We start from the raw sequence: 15584 nt of genomic DNA on the forward strand, positions 1-15584 counted from the left end.
GTTACTTTGCCGCTTTTGCAAAGTGACACGCCGTAAGGGCGTAACCCTTAGTTCAGCTAGACACATATAACGGATATGTACTCGAAGCTTTTTATTGGCCAGCGTACATATCCATTCGATGCATTGAATCTTTCTACGGGTTTCGCCCTTACGGCGAGGCACTTTTGTCAAACAGCCACAAAAGTACCCCAAAAGGCCTTGCCCCTGCGTACGGCCCTCGCTTCGCTCAGGTGTCCCTCACTCCGGTCCCGCTCCGTGGGCACGCCGTGACGGGCCATCCTTGGCCCAACACGGCTCTCCCGGCATCCATGCCGGTCGACCCACTCCGCGAAACCTCCACTCGGCCTTCCGAAGGGGCGGCAGATCAAGATCAAGGTCAAGGTCAAAAGCCAGATCAAAAGCTAACTGGCGACTCCTGTAGTCGCTGCCGAGGAACGAAGGCTGCGATCGGTTTGATGCGCCACTGCGACGCAGGTATTAATTAACCGGCATTTGCGGGCGGCGTTTAACGCGGCGCTTGATAAACACGGCAATCACAATCAGCACCAGTGCCAGCACTGTGAAGAAGACGGTATTGAACCAAGGGAAAGGTTCTTCGCGGCTGGTGGTGGCTTCGATCGACGTCACGTTAGGGAACACCGAAAAAATCTTGATGCGCCAGCCGTAATAACGAATCAGCGCCAACTGCTCGGCATCACGGGAATAGCCCTGAGCCTTGGCCTGAATATCGGCGGAGTCGAACTTGAAGTACCAAGGGAATGACCAACCGGTGTCTTCGTTGCGGTACACCATGACTTTTTTAGTCACCGGGTCTTCGGTGTTGATGAAGTACACATCCCGGGTCGGCCCGTCAGCCGGGTTTTCGGCATTGATCACGCCGTTGTGATCGACCCGCTTGACCTCAACCCCCGTCACCATCACCACATCGTGCTGAGGAAGGAAGTAAAACAGCCCAAGCCCGACCGCGCCGACCGCCAGCAGGGCGACGCCCAGAATGATGCCCTTGAGCCATTTCATGCCATCACCACGTACATATCGAAAATTCCTGATTGCTGATAATTGAACTCATCGCGCCGAAACGCGCAGGACGGCTCGTTCGCCTAAATCCCGGCGATCTTATCGCAGCCTGCGCCAGCGACTACAAGTTCCGGCTATGTCTCCTACATAATTTGTATCAGTTTAGAGGGGCTTTGGACGGCTCAATGCACGATTTGCGCAAGAAACGCCTTGGCCCGTGGACTTTTCGGGGCATTGAAAAATGCCTCGGGCGGCGCGTCTTCGATAATCATGCCGCCATCCAGGAACAACACCCGCTCCGCCACTTGGCGGGCAAAGCCCATTTCGTGGGTCACGCAGAGCATGGTCATGCCGCTGCCCGCCAGTTTGACCATGACGTCCAGCACTTCGCTGACCATTTCCGGGTCCAGTGCCGAGGTCGGCTCATCAAACAGCATGATTTTCGGCTCCATGCACAGGGCGCGGGCAATGGCGACACGCTGTTGCTGGCCGCCTGACAGCTGACTCGGGTACTTGTGCGCCTGAGTGGCAATGCCGACTTTTTCCAGAAAGTGCTCAGCCAGCTCAATGGCCTTTTTGCGCGACAACCCCCGCACTGACATGGGCGCCAAAATGCAGTTGTCGAGCACACTCATGTGCGGGAACAGGTTGAAGTGCTGGAACACCATGCCAATCTCGCTGCGCACCCGAGCTGCTTCTCGGCTGGCCTGCGACAGATCCGTGTTGTTAACCAGAATGCGGCCTTTTTCGGCAATTTCCAGCCGGTTGATGCAGCGGATCAGGGTCGACTTGCCCGATCCCGAAGGGCCGCACAGCACGATTCGTTCGCCTTCATGCACTTTAAGGTCAATGCCCTTGAGCACATGAAACGCGCTGTAGTATTTGTTCAGGCCTGCAATATCCACCACGACCTTGCGGCTGTCAGTGACTGGAGACACGGGGTTGTGAATGTAAGCGGGTTGAGCCTGCATGGTGCGTCTCCAATGATCAGTAAAAGCGCTCGGCGCTGTAAGGTGTCGGGTCAGTGAACGGGTATTCGCCGGTCATCATTTCGGCCAGCAGACGACCGCTCACCGGGCCAAGGGTCAAACCGTGATGGGCATGGCCAAAGTTGAACCACAGGCCTTTATGCCGGCTGCCGGGGCCAATCACTGGGCACATGTCCGGCAGGCACGGGCGACGGCCCAGCCACGGCTCGGCGTCCACGCGCGCGCCCAGCGGGTACAGGCGCCGGGCGCGTTCTTCACAGCGACGCAGCTGGATTTCGTTGATGGGGTCATCGCTGTCGGCAAATTCGATGCCGGTGGTAAGGCGAATACCGCCGACCATCGGCGCCAAGACATAACCACCGACCGAATCAAGAATGGGGTGCTGCATGGGCTGGCCGTCTTTGGCGGCGTAGTGCATGTGGTAGCCGCGTTTGATCGCCAGCGGGATGCGATAACCCAACGGCTCGAAAATGGCCCGGGCTTGCGGACCGAGCGCGATCACCACCTCATTAGCGACGATCAGTCCTTTGTCACTCTCGACCTGCCATTGCCCGGCGGTCTGGCGCAGGCTGGCGGCATCGCCGATCACAAAGGTGCCGCCGCGCTGCTTGAACAAGTGGGCATAGCCACGGGTCAGGCCACCCGGATCGCTGACGGTTTTGGGGTCGAGCCAGTGAATGGCGCCGATCACATCGCTGTGCAAACCGGGTTCCAGCGCGTGCACTTGCTGTTGATTGAGCACGCACCAGTTGAGGTCGAACGCGCTCAAGGCCCGGGCATCTGCCTGAGCCTTGTCGAAGTCGGCCTGGGTGCGATAAACCTCGATCCAGCCGCTGTCCTGAATCAAATGCGTCATGCCAGCCGGTTCGGCCAGCACGTCATGTTCACTCACGCAGCGTTCAATCAGCGGCAGCATGGCGGCGGTGGCTTTGGCCAGCCCTTGGGCGGAGGACTGTTGCCAATAGTTCATCAGCCACTTTCCCGCTTTTGGCAGGTGCTTGAAGCTGTAGCGTACGTCCGATTGCTGATTGAGGCCGTAGCGCAGCAGTCGTGAGAATTCTCTGGGGAACGAGTAGGGGATCACGCTGGCGCGTTCGATCAGCCCGGCGTTACCGTGACTGGTGCCGCTGCCCGGTTGCGCGCGGTCGAGCAAAACCACGTTGCGGCCGCGCGCCTGCAGGTGCAGCGCGGTGCTGACGCCTACAATGCCGGCGCCGAGAACGAGAGTGTCGCAGTGCATAGTCACTTCCTTAAAACGGTGGGCCGACAGGGCAGCCAGGGCTTTGGGCTTATTGCAAGTGGCGGCCGAGGCGGCCTTCAATCAGTTTCAGGCTGCGCCGCACCACTTCCACGATCAGCAGGTAAAGCACGGCGGCCCACAGGTACACCTGAAAGTCGAAGCTGCGCGAGAAGACCATTTTGGTCACGCCCATCAAGTCATAAATGGTGACCAGGGAGGCAATGGCGCTGGCCTTGATCATCAGGATCAGTTCATTGCCCAGCGGCCCGATGGCCACCAGCAGCGATTGCGGCAGAATGATTTTGCGAAAGGTGGTCCAGCGTGACAGGTTCAGCGCCTTGCAGGCTTCGCGCTGGCCTTGGGCGACCGACAGAATGCTGCCGCGCAGAATTTCAGCCTGATACGCCGCCGTGTTCAGGGTGAACGCCAGCAGGGTGCAGAACCACGCATCGCGGAAAAACCACCACAAGCCAATGTCTTGCCACAACCCTTTGAATGAACCCAGCCCGTAATACAGCAGAAACAGCTGGGCCAGCAGCGGCGAGCCACGGAAAAAATACACATAGGCGCCGGTAAAATTGCGCACAAAGCGGTTGCTCGACAAGCGCCCCAAGGCAATCAGCAGCCCCAGCAGCGCACCCAGGGTGAATGAAATTGCCACCAGCTTGAGGGTGACCAGCATGCCGTCGATAAAGCGCGGGCCGTAGCGTTCGAGCAACTCGGGGCTGAGAAAGAGGTTTTGCAGTTCCGCCAGGCTCATGGCTGCACGCTCCGTAAATGACGGTTGAAATAGCGCTCAAGAAAGGCAAACAGACGCCCCGAGATGGCAGAGAAGAACAGGTAGATAAAGCACGCCACGCTGTAAAACAGCATTGGGTCTTTGGTCACGCTCACGGCCAGATTGGTTTGGCGCATCAAGTCGACCAGCGCAATGGTGGACACCAGCGACGTGTCCTTAAGCAGCGACAGCCAGTTATTCGACAGGCCGGGCAGGGCGATGCGCGCCAACTGCGGCAGCACCACCTTGCGAAAGGTGGTGAACGGCGACAACCCCAGCGCCGAGGCCGCTTCAAACTGGCCCTTGGGAATAGTTTTGAATGCCCCCAGCCAGATTTCACTGGAGAAAGCGGCAAACACCAGGCTGAACGCAATCATTGCGGCGACGAAGGTATTGATCGTGAACTGCGCGTCATAGCCCATCAGCGCGAGGATTTTCTGCGCGGCGATCTGGCAGCCGTAATAAATGATCAGCAGCGTCAACAATTCCGGCAGGCCGCGAAAGACCGTGGAAAAGGTCGTTGCCCAGGCGCGCATCCAGCGGTTTTTGGACCGTGCGGCAATGGCCACGATCAGCCCCAGCGGCAAACCGATGGGCAGGCAGCTCAACGCCAGCGCAATGGTCACCAGCGAGCCGGCCAGCAACGCCGAACCCCAACCGCCGCTGGCAAAGGAGAGTAATGAGAGTTGATCGAGCATGCTCGAATCCCCGGGCAAATATGGGCCGATTTCAGCCGCTGCGCACAGTGCGTGCGCAGGGCAGGGTAAGAGGCAGGCAAGCCCTCACGCGAGGGCGGGCGACTCAGTAAATGTCGAAGTCGAAGTACTGGCTGGAAATCTTTTTATAGGTGCCGTCGGCTACGATTTCGTCCAGTGCCTTGTTGAAACGCTCACGCAGCGCGTTGTCCTGCTGGCGCACGGCAATCGCGGCATCGGCCATTGTGCCGTCGACGTCGCCAATGATTTTGCAGCAGTCCTTGCCGGTCTTGTTGACCCATTCCAGCAACGGGAATTTGTCGGCAATCACCACGTCGACGCGCTCGTTGGCCAGCTCGCTGTTGGCTTCATCCAGGGTTGGATAGAGCTTGAGGTCGGCGTCCTTGTAGTGCTCTTCGGCATAGATGCTTTGCGTCGCGGCGCTTTGCGCGCCCACGGTTTTACCCTTGAAGTCGGACTGGGCATCGGTGATCGACGAATCCTTGGGTACAGCGATGGACAGCGGAGTGCGGTAATAGTGGTTGGTGAAGGCGATCTTCTTTTTGCGCTCTTCGTTGACGATCATCGAGGCGACAATGGCGTCATATTTCTTGGCCATTAGCCCGGCAATGATCCCGTCCCAGTCTTGAGCCACGATCGTGCACTCGGCGTTCATGCGCTGGCACACGGCCTTGGCAATGTCGACATCGAAGCCGTGCAGGTTGTTGTCTGAGTCAACGTAGTTGAAAGGAGGGTAGGCGCCTTCCGTGGCGATTGTCAGTTTCTCGGCCTGCGCGTAGGACGCGAAGGCAGCAACCATTGCACATGCACTGGCAAAGCGAATGACGTTATTCATCTAGCACCTCGTTTTATTGTTTTGAGCCGGGTGAGGAGGTGTAGCCCACGAACTCGTTGTGCAAGGCCGCGGTTGCCTCAAGACGTTTTTCGACGTCCGGTCCCAGTTGTTTGCAGATTTCGTTGATCAGCAGGTGCACCAGCGACAGCATGGCTGCGGTGGATTCCCAGAACAGATTGAATTCGGTGGGCACGCGAAATACCTCATCGGCGTTTTGCTCGGCCCAGTCGCAGAAGGTGTCGGTAATCAGCGTGACGGCGATACCGGCTTCACGTGCCTTGCTGCATAACAGCCGGGCGTGGCGTGAATAGCGGCGGGCTTCAAACACCACCAGTGCGCAGTCCTCGGGCGGGGACAGCAGCACATCGGCGTAATGCCCGGCAGCGCCATCCACCCGTTGCACGCCATCGCGCAGGTATTGCAGCAAATGCACCATCGAGTCGGCGATGCCGCGCTCGGTCTGAAAACCGGCGACAAACACCTTGCGCCGAGTGGCCAGACGCTGGCTGACGGTTTGCCATTGCGGGGTCAGGCTGTATTCGTAGACTTTGACCAGCGCTGCCACTTCCAGCTCGAAGCTGCGCGGCAAACCTTGCGGGCTATGACTGGCCTGCAGGCGGAATTCCTGCAGGCGATCGCCGACCAGCCAGGGCCCGTCGCCGAGGTCATCTTTGAGGTCGTTTTTCAGGTCTTTGAAATGGCTGTAGCCCAGCGCCCGGCAAAAGCGCCCGACACTGGACTCGCTGACGCCCAGTTTGGCGGCGATGTCGGCGGCGGTCTGAAAGGGCAGCTCGTACAGGTTGGCCAGCATATAACTGGCAATCGCCCGCCCCGAAGGCGCGGCGGTTGACAGGCTGCTTTCAAGGCGTTGTTTAATCGACTGGCTCACGGCTGCATCCTGTTGTTGTATCAGCGCGTTGCAGAAAGTGAAGGTTTTCTGTCATTAAGTCAACAATTGACAGATAACTGTCACGACCGGATAGTTGGCCTTGACGTTGCACCCCGATAAAAACAATTCGATTGGAGCCTCCTCATGTCCCATCCCGCCACCTCTTCGCTGACCCTCGGCGAACTGACTGCCCTGTTGCAACAGATCTTCGAACGCCACGGTACTTCTGCGGCGGTGGCCCAGGTATTGGCGGACAACTGCGCGCGAGCGCAGCGCGACGGCTCCTACAGTCATGGTGTGTTTCGCATACCGGGTTATTTGTCGTCATTGGCCAGCAACTGGGTCGATGGTCAGGCGGTGCCGGTGGTGGAAGACGTGGCGTCGGGATTTATCCGCGTAGACGCGGCCAATGGGTTTGCCCAACCTGCGTTGGCAGCGGCCCGAGGGTTGCTGGTGGAAAAAGCCCGCAGTGCCGGGATAGCCGTGTTGGCGATACGAAACTCCCATCACTTCGCCGCGTTATGGCCGGACGTTGAGCCGTTTGCTGAAGAAGGGCTGGTGGCGTTGAGCGTGGTCAACAGCATGACCTGCGTGGTGCCTCACGGCGCTAGCAAACCCTTGTTCGGGACCAACCCGATTGCCTTTGCGGCGCCGCGTGCGGGTGGGGCGCCCATTGTTTTTGATTTGGCCACCAGTGCGATTGCCCACGGTGACGTGCAAATTGCGGCGCGCAAGGGTCATATGTTGCCTGCGGGGATGGGCGTCGATAAGCACGGCGAAGCGACTGAAAACCCTCAGGACATTCTCAGCGGTGGGGCGTTGCTGCCGTTTGGCGGGCACAAGGGCTCGGCCTTGTCGATGATGGTGGAGTTACTGGCGGCGGCGTTGACGGGCGGCAACTTCTCGTTTGAGTTTGACTGGTCTAAGCATCCGGGCGCGCAAACGCCGTGGACCGGGCAGTTGTTGATCGTTATCGACCCGAGCAAGTCAGGGGGGAACAGTTTTGCCTTGCGCAGTGCTGAGCTGGTGTGCCAGATGCACGCTGTGGGATTGGAGCGCATGCCGGGGGATCGACGGTTTATTGAGCGGGCCAAATCCTTGAGTGACGGTATACCGTTGGCGAGCGACGAACTGGCCAAACTGCGGGCGTTGGCGCATTCGTGAGCTGTTTTGGTGCTTAGGTGCACCTTAAAAGTTCAAAAGCCCCTCACCCTAGCCCTCTCCCAAAGGGAGAGGGAACTGATTGGGGGGTACTCGGGATTTCTTGCGCTCTGAACGCCTTGCGCTGAAACATCAGCCGCACATAAATCAGTCCCCTCTCCCTCTGGGAGAGGGCTAGGGTGAGGGGCTTCTGAAAGCTGGCACGCCTCCTGCTAGATCCAATAGCGAGTAGAAGCGGTCAGCACAAATCCCACTTTGTGCCGGGCATTGCTCTTGTGACTTCAGTCACACACCCGTAATGCGGGTGCCTGAACCTGGCGATCAGTCGGCTCGGGAGAGTGGCTCAGCGGCCGGATTGCACCTTGCCCCGCACCACCCCTCAAGCCTCCTGCTTCCCGGTCTTATCCGTGTAGTGCTTTTGCAGGAGCAATACCCATGACCCTCGCTCGAACACCATTTTGGCCTTTGGCGTTGCTATTCACCCCTCTGGTCCACGCCAATGACTCCGTCATGCTGCTCACCTCCTGGTATGCCCAGGCCGAACACGGCGGGTTTTATCAAGCCGTGGCCGAAGGCCTGTACGCCAAACAGGGCCTGGACGTGACCATCCGCATGGGCGGCCCACAGGTCAATGGCATGCAATTGCTGCTCAGCAAGCAGGCTGACGTCATCCTCAATTACGACCTGCAAGTGCTCAAAAGCATGGAGCAGCAACTGCCAGTCGTTGCCGTGGCCGCCGCCTTTCAGGGCGAGCCGCAAGGCGTGATGGCGCATGCCGATGTGCAGGATCTCACCCAGCTCAAGGGCAAGCACATTCTGGTGTCCACCTCGGGTCAGCAAACCTGGTGGCCCTGGCTCAAGCAAAAATACGGTCTGGATGAATCCCAGGCCAAACCTTATACCTTCAACTTGCAGCCTTTTCTCAACGATCCCAATACCGTGCAGCAAGCCTATGCCAGCTCGGAGCTGTTTCAGGGGCGCAAGGCCGATCCCGGCACTCACTTCCTGCTGTTTGCCGACGCCGGCTACCCGCCTTATGGCTCCACGCTGGTCACCCGCCCCGACGTGATTGAGCAGCGGCCCGAGGTGTTACGCCGCTTTATTCAGGCCTCAATGCAAGGCTGGCGCAGCTATCTGGCCAACCCGGCAGCGGGCAACGCGCTGATCAAACAGGCCAATCCGAGCATGAACGATGAGTTGCTCGATTGGGGCGTTTCCACGCTCAAGCAGTATCGCCTGGTTGACGGCGGCGACGCGCAAACTCAAGGCATTGGCGTCATGACCGATGCGCGCTGGCAGGCCACTCGCGACTTTATGGTCGAGGCCGGTTTGCTCAAGGCGGACATTGATTGGCGCAAGGCGTACGACACGCGCTTTGTCAAAGACCTCAACGTGCTGCCCATCGCTCAGAGCCAGGCCAGCCAGTAACCGATTGCCCGTGATCCGGCCTCGCAGAAGGCCTTGCCGAAAAATTTGAGGACTCCCCCATGCTTGTCACCCAACAACCGGTACTGCGTCGTTTCTGGTATGCCCTGATGCCCGTGTCGCAACTGGACAACGGCCCGCAACCTTTCACCCTGCTTGGCGAGCGCGTGGTGCTGTTTATGGGCCAGCAAGGCCCGGTTGCGCTGGCCGACCGCTGTTGCCATCGCACCGCGCAACTGTCCAAAGGCTGGGTCGAGGACGGCGTGATTGTGTGCGGCTATCACGGCTGGCGCTATGATCAGACCGGCGCTTGTGTGTGTATCCCGCAACAGGCCGACAATGCTCCGATTCCCGCTGGCGCCAGAACCAGCGCGTTTCACTGTCAGGAAAAATACGGCTATGTGTGGGTCTGTCTCGGTGAACCCTTGCAGCCAATACCCGTGTTTGAAGAAGACGGCGCTCCGGCTTACCGGCGCATCTTTCAGTTCTACGAGCAATGGAAGACCAGCCCCTTGCGGTTTATGGAAAACTCTTTCGATAACTCGCACTTTTCCTTCGTCCACAAAGCCAACTTCGGCATGCTGAGCCAGCCCACGCCGTCCAAATATGAGTTTGTGAAGAAGGAGTGGGGCTTTGAAGCCGAAACCATCGTGCCGATCAACAACCCACCGGCAGGCCACCGGATTACCGGTATTGATACGCCGGCCACCACCCGGCATTTGTTCAATCGCTGGGATCTGCCCTTTGTCCGGCGTTTCGGTTGCACCTACCCGGACAGCGGTGTGCACCACATCATCTACAACTGCGCTACGCCGATCGATGACAAAACCATTCAGTTGGTGCAGTGGCTGTACCGCAACGACAGCGAGGCCGATTGCAGCAGTGCAGAGTTGATTGCCTGGGACGCGCCGATCACCCGCGAAGACCAGGAGATTCTCGAAGCCACGGACTACGATGCCTGCGTAGATACACGGCGGCGGGTGGAGTTTCATATGGAGTCCGACAAGCCGGGGCTGATCATGCGCAAGATGTTGTTTGATCTGTTGCAGGCCCACGGCGAAGAGGAACAATTCCGTCCGGCGGGAATAGCGCTATGAACGCCGCACTGGGACTTAATCTCTCGCAAACACCCGTATTGCTGGCTAATCAGGTCGAAAAAACCTACAGCAACGGCACTCATGCTTTGCAACGGCTGAAATTAAGCGTGGGGCGCGGCGAGTTTGTCTCGCTGCTCGGCCCCTCCGGCTGTGGCAAAAGTACCTTGCTGAAAATGTTTGCCGGGCTAGAGCAACCCAGCGCCGGGCATGTGCGCTGGTGGGGCAAGGGCGCGATCGGTCAGGCCAATGCGGAACAAAAGTTGGCGATGGTGTTTCAGGAAGCCACGTTGATGCCCTGGGCGACGATTGCCGCCAATGTCGGTTTACCTTTGGCGTTGAGTGGCGTGCCCAAGGCTGAGCAGGCACGGCGGGTGCAAGCGGCGTTGAGCCGGGTGGGGTTGAGGGACTTTGCGCAGGTGTATCCGCGCGAATTGTCGGGGGGGATGCAGATGCGCGCCTCGATTGCCCGTGCGCTGGCCACCGAGCCCAATCTGTTGCTGATGGACGAGCCCTTCGGCGCGCTCGATGAATTTACCCGTAATCGTCTCGACAGCGATCTGCGCCAGCTGTGGGCCGAGCGTGACCTGACCGTGGTGTTTGTCACCCATAGCATTTATGAAGCGGTGTTCCTGTCTTCACGGGTAGTGGTGATGGGCGCACGGCCTGGCCGGGTGCTGGCGGATGTGACCATTGAGGGGCCGAGTGTGCGCGATGAGGCGTTCCGCATGTCCGCCGGGTTTATCACTCAGTGCGGTCGTTTGTCGGCGCTGCTGGCGCAAGCCAATGGGCAACAGGGGAGCACGGCGTATGGATACTGAAGCCAAAGCCTGGCTGGCCAATCCACGCGTGCAAAAAATACTCGCGCCCTTGTTGGTCGGTGCGCTGCTGCTGGGGTTTTGGCAAGGGCTGTGTGTGTCCCTGAACGTCCCGGTTTACTTGGTGCCGAGCCCGCTGGCCATCGGCCAGACGCTGATTCAGGACGGGCCGCTGTTGATGAGCGCGCTCTGGGTCACGCTGAAAATCACCTTTCTGTCGTTTGCTTTGGCGGTGGTGCTGGGTGTGGTGGCGGCGTTCGTATTTGTGCAAAGCCGCTGGCTCGAAGCCAGCCTGTTTCCCTATGCCATTCTGTTACAGGTTACGCCGGTGGTTGCTATCGCGCCGTTGATCATTATCTGGGTCAGCAACACCACCTTGGCGTTAGTGATTTGCGCCACGCTGGTGACCGTTTTCCCGATTATCTCCAACACGGTGCTGGGTTTGCGCAGCGTCAATCCGGGCTTGCTCAACCTGTTCAAACTCAACCGGGCCGGGCGTTGGCAGACGCTCACACGGCTGCGCATACCGAGTGCCTTGCCGTACTTTTTCGGTGGCTTGCGCATTGCCAGCGGGCTGGCACTGATCGGTGCTGTGGTCGCTGAATTTGTCGCGGGCACAGGCGGTACGGGTGCCGGTCTGGCGTATCAAATCTTGCAGGCAGGCTTCCAACTGAACATCCCGCGTCTGTTTGCAGCACTGGTGTTAATCGCATTGACCGGTATTTTGTTGTTCAGCCTGATGGCCGCTTTGGCGAAGTTTTGCCTCGGTCATTGGCATGAAAGTGAGCAGGGATAACCTATGTCCTCCAGTGGAAAGCCAATGATCGACACCAATGCCTGTTTGATTCGCAATGCCCACCATGTGCTCACCGGGCTTCGTGGTGCCGAGGCGCGCCATGCCGGGCCGGATATTCGTGTGCAGGCCGGGCGTATTGTGGCGATGGGGGCTTTGCAGCCCATGCCTTGCGAAAACCTGATCGATGCGCGTGATTGTGTGGTCTATCCGGCGTGGATCAACACCCATCATCATTTGTTCCAGTCACTGCTCAAGGGTGAGCCACAGGGTTTGAACCAGAGCCTGACACCCTGGTTGGCGGCCACACCGTACCGTTTTCGCGGCGCGTTCGATGAGCACAGTTTCAGGCTGGCGGCGCGTATCGGTCTGATCGAATTGTTACGCTCCGGCTGCGCCACGGTGGCTGATCATCATTACCTGTATTACCCCGGCATGCCTTACGACAGTGCGGCGATTCTTTTTGAAGAAGCTCAGGCGCTCGGTATGCGCTTTGTGTTGTGCCGGGGTGGTGCGACCCAGACGCGGCAGTTGGAAGCCGAGTTGCCCCAAGCGCTGCGGCCCGAAAAACTGGATGATTATTTGGCCGATGTTGAAAGGCTGGTAGGGCTTTACCACGACCCGGCGCCCGATGCATTTCGCCGGGTGGTCATGGCCCCGACCACGGCCTTGCACTCCACCACACCCGCAGAGCTGCGCGAGACGGCTCGAGCGGCGCGTAGCTGGGGTTTGCGTCTGCACACGCACCTGTCCGAAACGGTGGATTACCTCGACGCGGCCAAAGCCAAATTCGGCATGAGCCCGGTGCAATTCTGCGCGGAGCATGAGTGGCTGGGGCCGGATGTGTGGATGGCGCATCTGGTCAAATTGTTGCCCGAAGAAATCCGGCTTTTAGGGCAAACCGGCACCGGCATCGCTCACTGCCCGCAAAGCAATGGCCGGCTCGGCAGCGGGATTGCCGACATCATGGCGCTGGAAGCTGCTGGCGTACCGATCTCCATGGGTGTCGATGGGGCTGCGTCCAATGAAGCGGCGGATATGCAATCGGAAGCCCATGCCGCGTGGTTGATGCAGCGTGCACGCAAGGGCGAACAGGCCCGGCCCCGGTACGCTGGTGGCACCTTCGAAGGTGGCGCCGATGCGGCGACGGTAGAAGATGTGGTGCGCTGGGGCACCGCGGGTGGCGCTCAGGTGTTGGGCTTGCCCGCGCTAGGGAGTCTGGCGGTAGGGCAAGCGGCGGACATTGCGATTTACCGGCTGGACGATCCGCGTTATTTCGGCCTGCACGACCCGGCGATTGGCCCGGTAGCCTGTGGCGGCCGGGCGAGTCTTAAAGCCTTGTTGATTGGTGGCCGGCAAGTGCTGACAGATGACCGTATCCCCGGACTGGACATGGCGCAGCTAGGCCGCGATGCGGCACAAGCGGTGCGCGACCTGCAACGTCGCGCGGGCGTCAGACGTTAGACGTGTAGTCGCTGACGAGGCACGAAGGCTGCGATCGGCGTGCGCAGCACCCGTAAATAAGGAGTCCTCGGATTAGCTTGATGCACCGAGGTGACGGCTCGCAGCCTTCGTACCTCGTCAGCGACTACAGGTTGTTCAAGGCAAATGTTTACACGCGCAAGAACTGCCGGATCAAATTCGGCGTACACCCCGTCCAGCGCTTCAACGCCCGCCGAAAATTGGCCGGGTCGTTGAAGTTCAGCTGTTCGGCCACCGCTTCATTGCTCAATCCCTTGATCTGGTACAGGTACAGCGCCACATGCTTGCGCGCCAGATCCTGCTGCGCCTGAAAGTGCGTACCGTGCTTGCTCAGCTTGCGCTTGAGGGTGGCCTGGCTGATCGAAAACTGTGCTGCCGCTTGTTCAAGGCTGGGGCATTGGCGGGCATTGTTGCGCAGGTACACGTACAGCCGGTCAAGCAGGCTGGCGCTGAAGCCGACCTCCTGTAACTGCGCCTGAGTCTGTTGCAGCGCCACGTGCCGAGCGGTAGCCGAGGCGTTGGGCCAAGCCCGCGTCAGGTATTCACGGGGGATGCGCATCATGTCGAGCTGGCTGCCAAACTCAGTGTCTTCGCCCAGATGCACCCAATATTGCTCCACATAGCGTGGCTCGGGATGACTGAAGCTGCAGACCCACGGCAAGCGTTCACCGCTTAACCACTGAGTCATGCTTTTAATCGCGGTCATGCTGGCTTCCAGTACGAAACGCAGGTGCGCTTGCGCACCGCAGCTGTCGAGCCAGTACAGATAGGCATAGTGCTCATCGAGCACTAAACGCGGCGTCAGCAGGGGGCTGAGTAAGGCACGGTTGTGGATCACGGTCTCCAGTGCCTGATGCAGTGTTTGCGCTTGCTGCAAGGCATGACTGGCAGGCCCGTAATGCCCCGGTAACAGACGCTGGCCAAACAAAAAGCTGCTGTCATCGGCGGCCAATAAACGTTGGGCATTTTCGATCAGGCCGAAAAACTGCTGGGGGCTGAGCTGGGTGTGACCGGCGGCGATGTCGTCGTAAAACAATCCGGTACCACGCAGCAGGCGGTGGCTGTCGATGCCGCGGGACAAGGCCAGATCGATCAACATGGCGGGTTGGTAATGGCCGGGAATAAAACGGCTGTCGGCTTCGTACCAGCGATTATCCCGCTTCATGCCCGTTGCCTGCGCAAGGGTTTGGCACGGGCGAGCGTCAGATTCAAACGTTTGAGCAGCGCTTCAGGCGTTTCACTGACCGCCATCACCACGGCCGTGCTGGCGGCCAAATACAGCCGCTCGCCTTGCTGGCGGGTTTTATGCGCCAGGCCCTGCACCGCTTGTTGCAACTCCAGAGCCAGCAACCGCGCCTGGCTTTCGCCGGTATTGGGCAGGATTACCACAAAGCGGTCGCCCGCCAATCGGCAGAGCAGATCATGGGGGCGCAGGTTGAGCAGGATCAGCTGACTGAGTGCTTGCAACACGGCGTCACCTTCAGCGTGTCCGTAGTGCTGATTGATCGCACTAAAGTCGTCAATATCCAGTGCCAGCAACGACAGCGGCTGTTGCTGCTCAAGGCTTTGGCTCAGGCAATCGCTGATTTGCCGTTTGAGGTAATCCGCGCCGCCCGGCGGGGTGAGTTTGTCGAACAGGCGATGTTCGCGAAACACCCGTTCACGCTTCTCCATCTGCTGATTGATGGCTTGTTGCTCGCGGTGCCAGTGAAACAGGCCAATCGTCAGCAACACCATGCCGATGGGCATTGGCCCGGACTCCAGCCAGTGGTCCCAATGGATGTGCTTGGGCAGGCGCACAAACTCATCGAGCACGTCCATCCACCACGACAGGAACATGCAACTCAGGCCGATGGATAAAAAGTTGGTGACTCGCCCGGTGGGGCGACTTTTCAGCACCAGCACCAGCCAAAACAGCATAAACAGCGCGGTGCCGCCTTCGCCGACGATGTCCAGCCATTGCCATTCACTGAAGGATTTGGCCGTGCCAAAGGCCAGAGTCAGCCACAGGTCAATATTGGCCGCTAACAACAGCAAGCCCAGTTTCCAGCGATGGTGTTTAAGAATGTTTAGCCAGCTCATGAGCGCTCTACCAAAACGTAGTGATGCTCAGCAGAACAGAGGTGCGTGACAGTGGTGTTACAGGATGTGTAGGTCAAATCAGCTCAAGGGTCATGTTGAAAAATGTTTATAAGAGCCAGCAGAACAAAGCTTTTGACCTGGCTTTTGACCTGGCTTTTGATCTGCCGCCCCTTCGGGAGGCCGAGTGTAGGTTTCGCGGAGTGGGTCGACCGGCATGGATGCCGGGAGAGCCGTGTTGGGCCAAGGATGGCCCGTCACGGCGTGC

General features: G+C 59.1%; 15 protein-coding genes. 6 read left to right on the top strand and 9 right to left on the bottom strand.

Annotated elements, in window-relative coordinates; genetic code table 11:
• Window positions 1–477 precede the first annotated feature (477 nt).
• The 7 genes from GHN86_RS13245 to GHN86_RS13275 all read right to left on the bottom strand — a co-directional run bounded on the left by GHN86_RS13245 (window position 478) and on the right by GHN86_RS13275 (window position 6464).
• The gene (locus GHN86_RS13245; RefSeq protein WP_153382882.1) at window positions 478–1017 is read right to left on the bottom strand and encodes a DUF1523 family protein; all 540 of its coding nucleotides are present in this window, start codon (window positions 1015–1017) and stop codon (window positions 478–480) included.
• Between the two features lie 182 nt (window positions 1018–1199).
• The gene (locus GHN86_RS13250) at window positions 1200–1925 is read right to left on the bottom strand and encodes an amino acid ABC transporter ATP-binding protein (protein WP_323369588.1); all 726 of its coding nucleotides are present in this window, start codon (window positions 1923–1925) and stop codon (window positions 1200–1202) included.
• Window positions 1926–2004: 79 nt separating this feature from the next.
• Entirely contained in the window at window positions 2005–3246 is a 1242-nt protein-coding gene (locus GHN86_RS13255) for an NAD(P)/FAD-dependent oxidoreductase (protein ID WP_153382880.1), read from the bottom strand.
• Between the two features lie 49 nt (window positions 3247–3295).
• Window positions 3296–4006: an ABC transporter permease gene (locus GHN86_RS13260; protein WP_122785551.1), complete on the bottom strand. Its 711-nt coding sequence runs from the start codon at window positions 4004–4006 to the stop codon at window positions 3296–3298.
• The gene (locus GHN86_RS13265) at window positions 4003–4722 is read right to left on the bottom strand and encodes an ABC transporter permease (RefSeq protein ID WP_153382876.1); all 720 of its coding nucleotides are present in this window, start codon (window positions 4720–4722) and stop codon (window positions 4003–4005) included. Before GHN86_RS13265 ends, GHN86_RS13260 begins: the two co-directional genes overlap by 4 nt.
• Window positions 4723–4825: 103 nt before the next feature.
• Complete coding sequence (locus tag GHN86_RS13270) at window positions 4826–5575, bottom strand: transporter substrate-binding domain-containing protein (RefSeq protein ID WP_153382874.1); 750 nt, start codon at window positions 5573–5575, stop codon at window positions 4826–4828.
• A gap of 13 nt (window positions 5576–5588) precedes the next feature.
• Window positions 5589–6464, bottom strand: a complete 876-nt coding sequence (locus GHN86_RS13275) for a MurR/RpiR family transcriptional regulator (protein ID WP_323369586.1) — start codon at window positions 6462–6464, stop codon at window positions 5589–5591.
• 144 nt (window positions 6465–6608) lie between these two features.
• Here GHN86_RS13275 and GHN86_RS13280 point away from each other — a divergent pair, with 144 nt between their 5' ends.
• The 6 genes from GHN86_RS13280 to GHN86_RS13305 all read left to right on the top strand — a co-directional run bounded on the left by GHN86_RS13280 (window position 6609) and on the right by GHN86_RS13305 (window position 13219).
• Window positions 6609–7628, top strand: a complete 1020-nt coding sequence (locus tag GHN86_RS13280) for an Ldh family oxidoreductase (RefSeq protein WP_153382871.1) — start codon at window positions 6609–6611, stop codon at window positions 7626–7628.
• A 432-nt stretch (window positions 7629–8060) separates the two neighbouring features.
• Window positions 8061–9053, top strand: a complete 993-nt coding sequence (locus tag GHN86_RS13285) for an ABC transporter substrate-binding protein (RefSeq protein ID WP_153382869.1) — start codon at window positions 8061–8063, stop codon at window positions 9051–9053.
• 59 nt (window positions 9054–9112) lie between these two features.
• Window positions 9113–10147, top strand: a complete 1035-nt coding sequence (locus GHN86_RS13290) for an aromatic ring-hydroxylating oxygenase subunit alpha (RefSeq protein ID WP_153382867.1) — start codon at window positions 9113–9115, stop codon at window positions 10145–10147.
• Entirely contained in the window at window positions 10144–10965 is an 822-nt protein-coding gene (locus tag GHN86_RS13295; protein ID WP_153382865.1) for an ABC transporter ATP-binding protein, read from the top strand. The genes GHN86_RS13290 and GHN86_RS13295 overlap by 4 nt, the downstream gene beginning before the upstream one ends.
• Window positions 10966–11029: 64 nt before the next feature.
• Window positions 11030–11758, top strand: a complete 729-nt coding sequence (locus tag GHN86_RS13300; protein WP_323369587.1) for an ABC transporter permease — start codon at window positions 11030–11032, stop codon at window positions 11756–11758.
• Window positions 11759–11782: 24 nt separating this feature from the next.
• Window positions 11783–13219, top strand: a complete 1437-nt coding sequence (locus tag GHN86_RS13305; protein WP_153382884.1) for an amidohydrolase family protein — start codon at window positions 11783–11785, stop codon at window positions 13217–13219.
• Window positions 13220–13367: 148 nt separating this feature from the next.
• Here GHN86_RS13305 and GHN86_RS13310 read toward each other — a convergent pair whose 3' ends face one another.
• Both GHN86_RS13310 and GHN86_RS13315 read right to left on the bottom strand, forming a co-directional pair.
• The gene (locus tag GHN86_RS13310) at window positions 13368–14402 is read right to left on the bottom strand and encodes an AraC family transcriptional regulator (protein ID WP_153382861.1); all 1035 of its coding nucleotides are present in this window, start codon (window positions 14400–14402) and stop codon (window positions 13368–13370) included.
• Window positions 14399–15319: a GGDEF domain-containing protein gene (locus GHN86_RS13315; RefSeq protein ID WP_153386713.1), complete on the bottom strand. Its 921-nt coding sequence runs from the start codon at window positions 15317–15319 to the stop codon at window positions 14399–14401. Before GHN86_RS13315 ends, GHN86_RS13310 begins: the two co-directional genes overlap by 4 nt.
• Window positions 15320–15584: the final 265 nt, after the last annotated feature.

It is taken from the genome of Pseudomonas helleri (assembly GCF_009600315.1).
GTDB lineage: Bacteria > Pseudomonadota > Gammaproteobacteria > Pseudomonadales > Pseudomonadaceae > Aquipseudomonas > Aquipseudomonas helleri_A.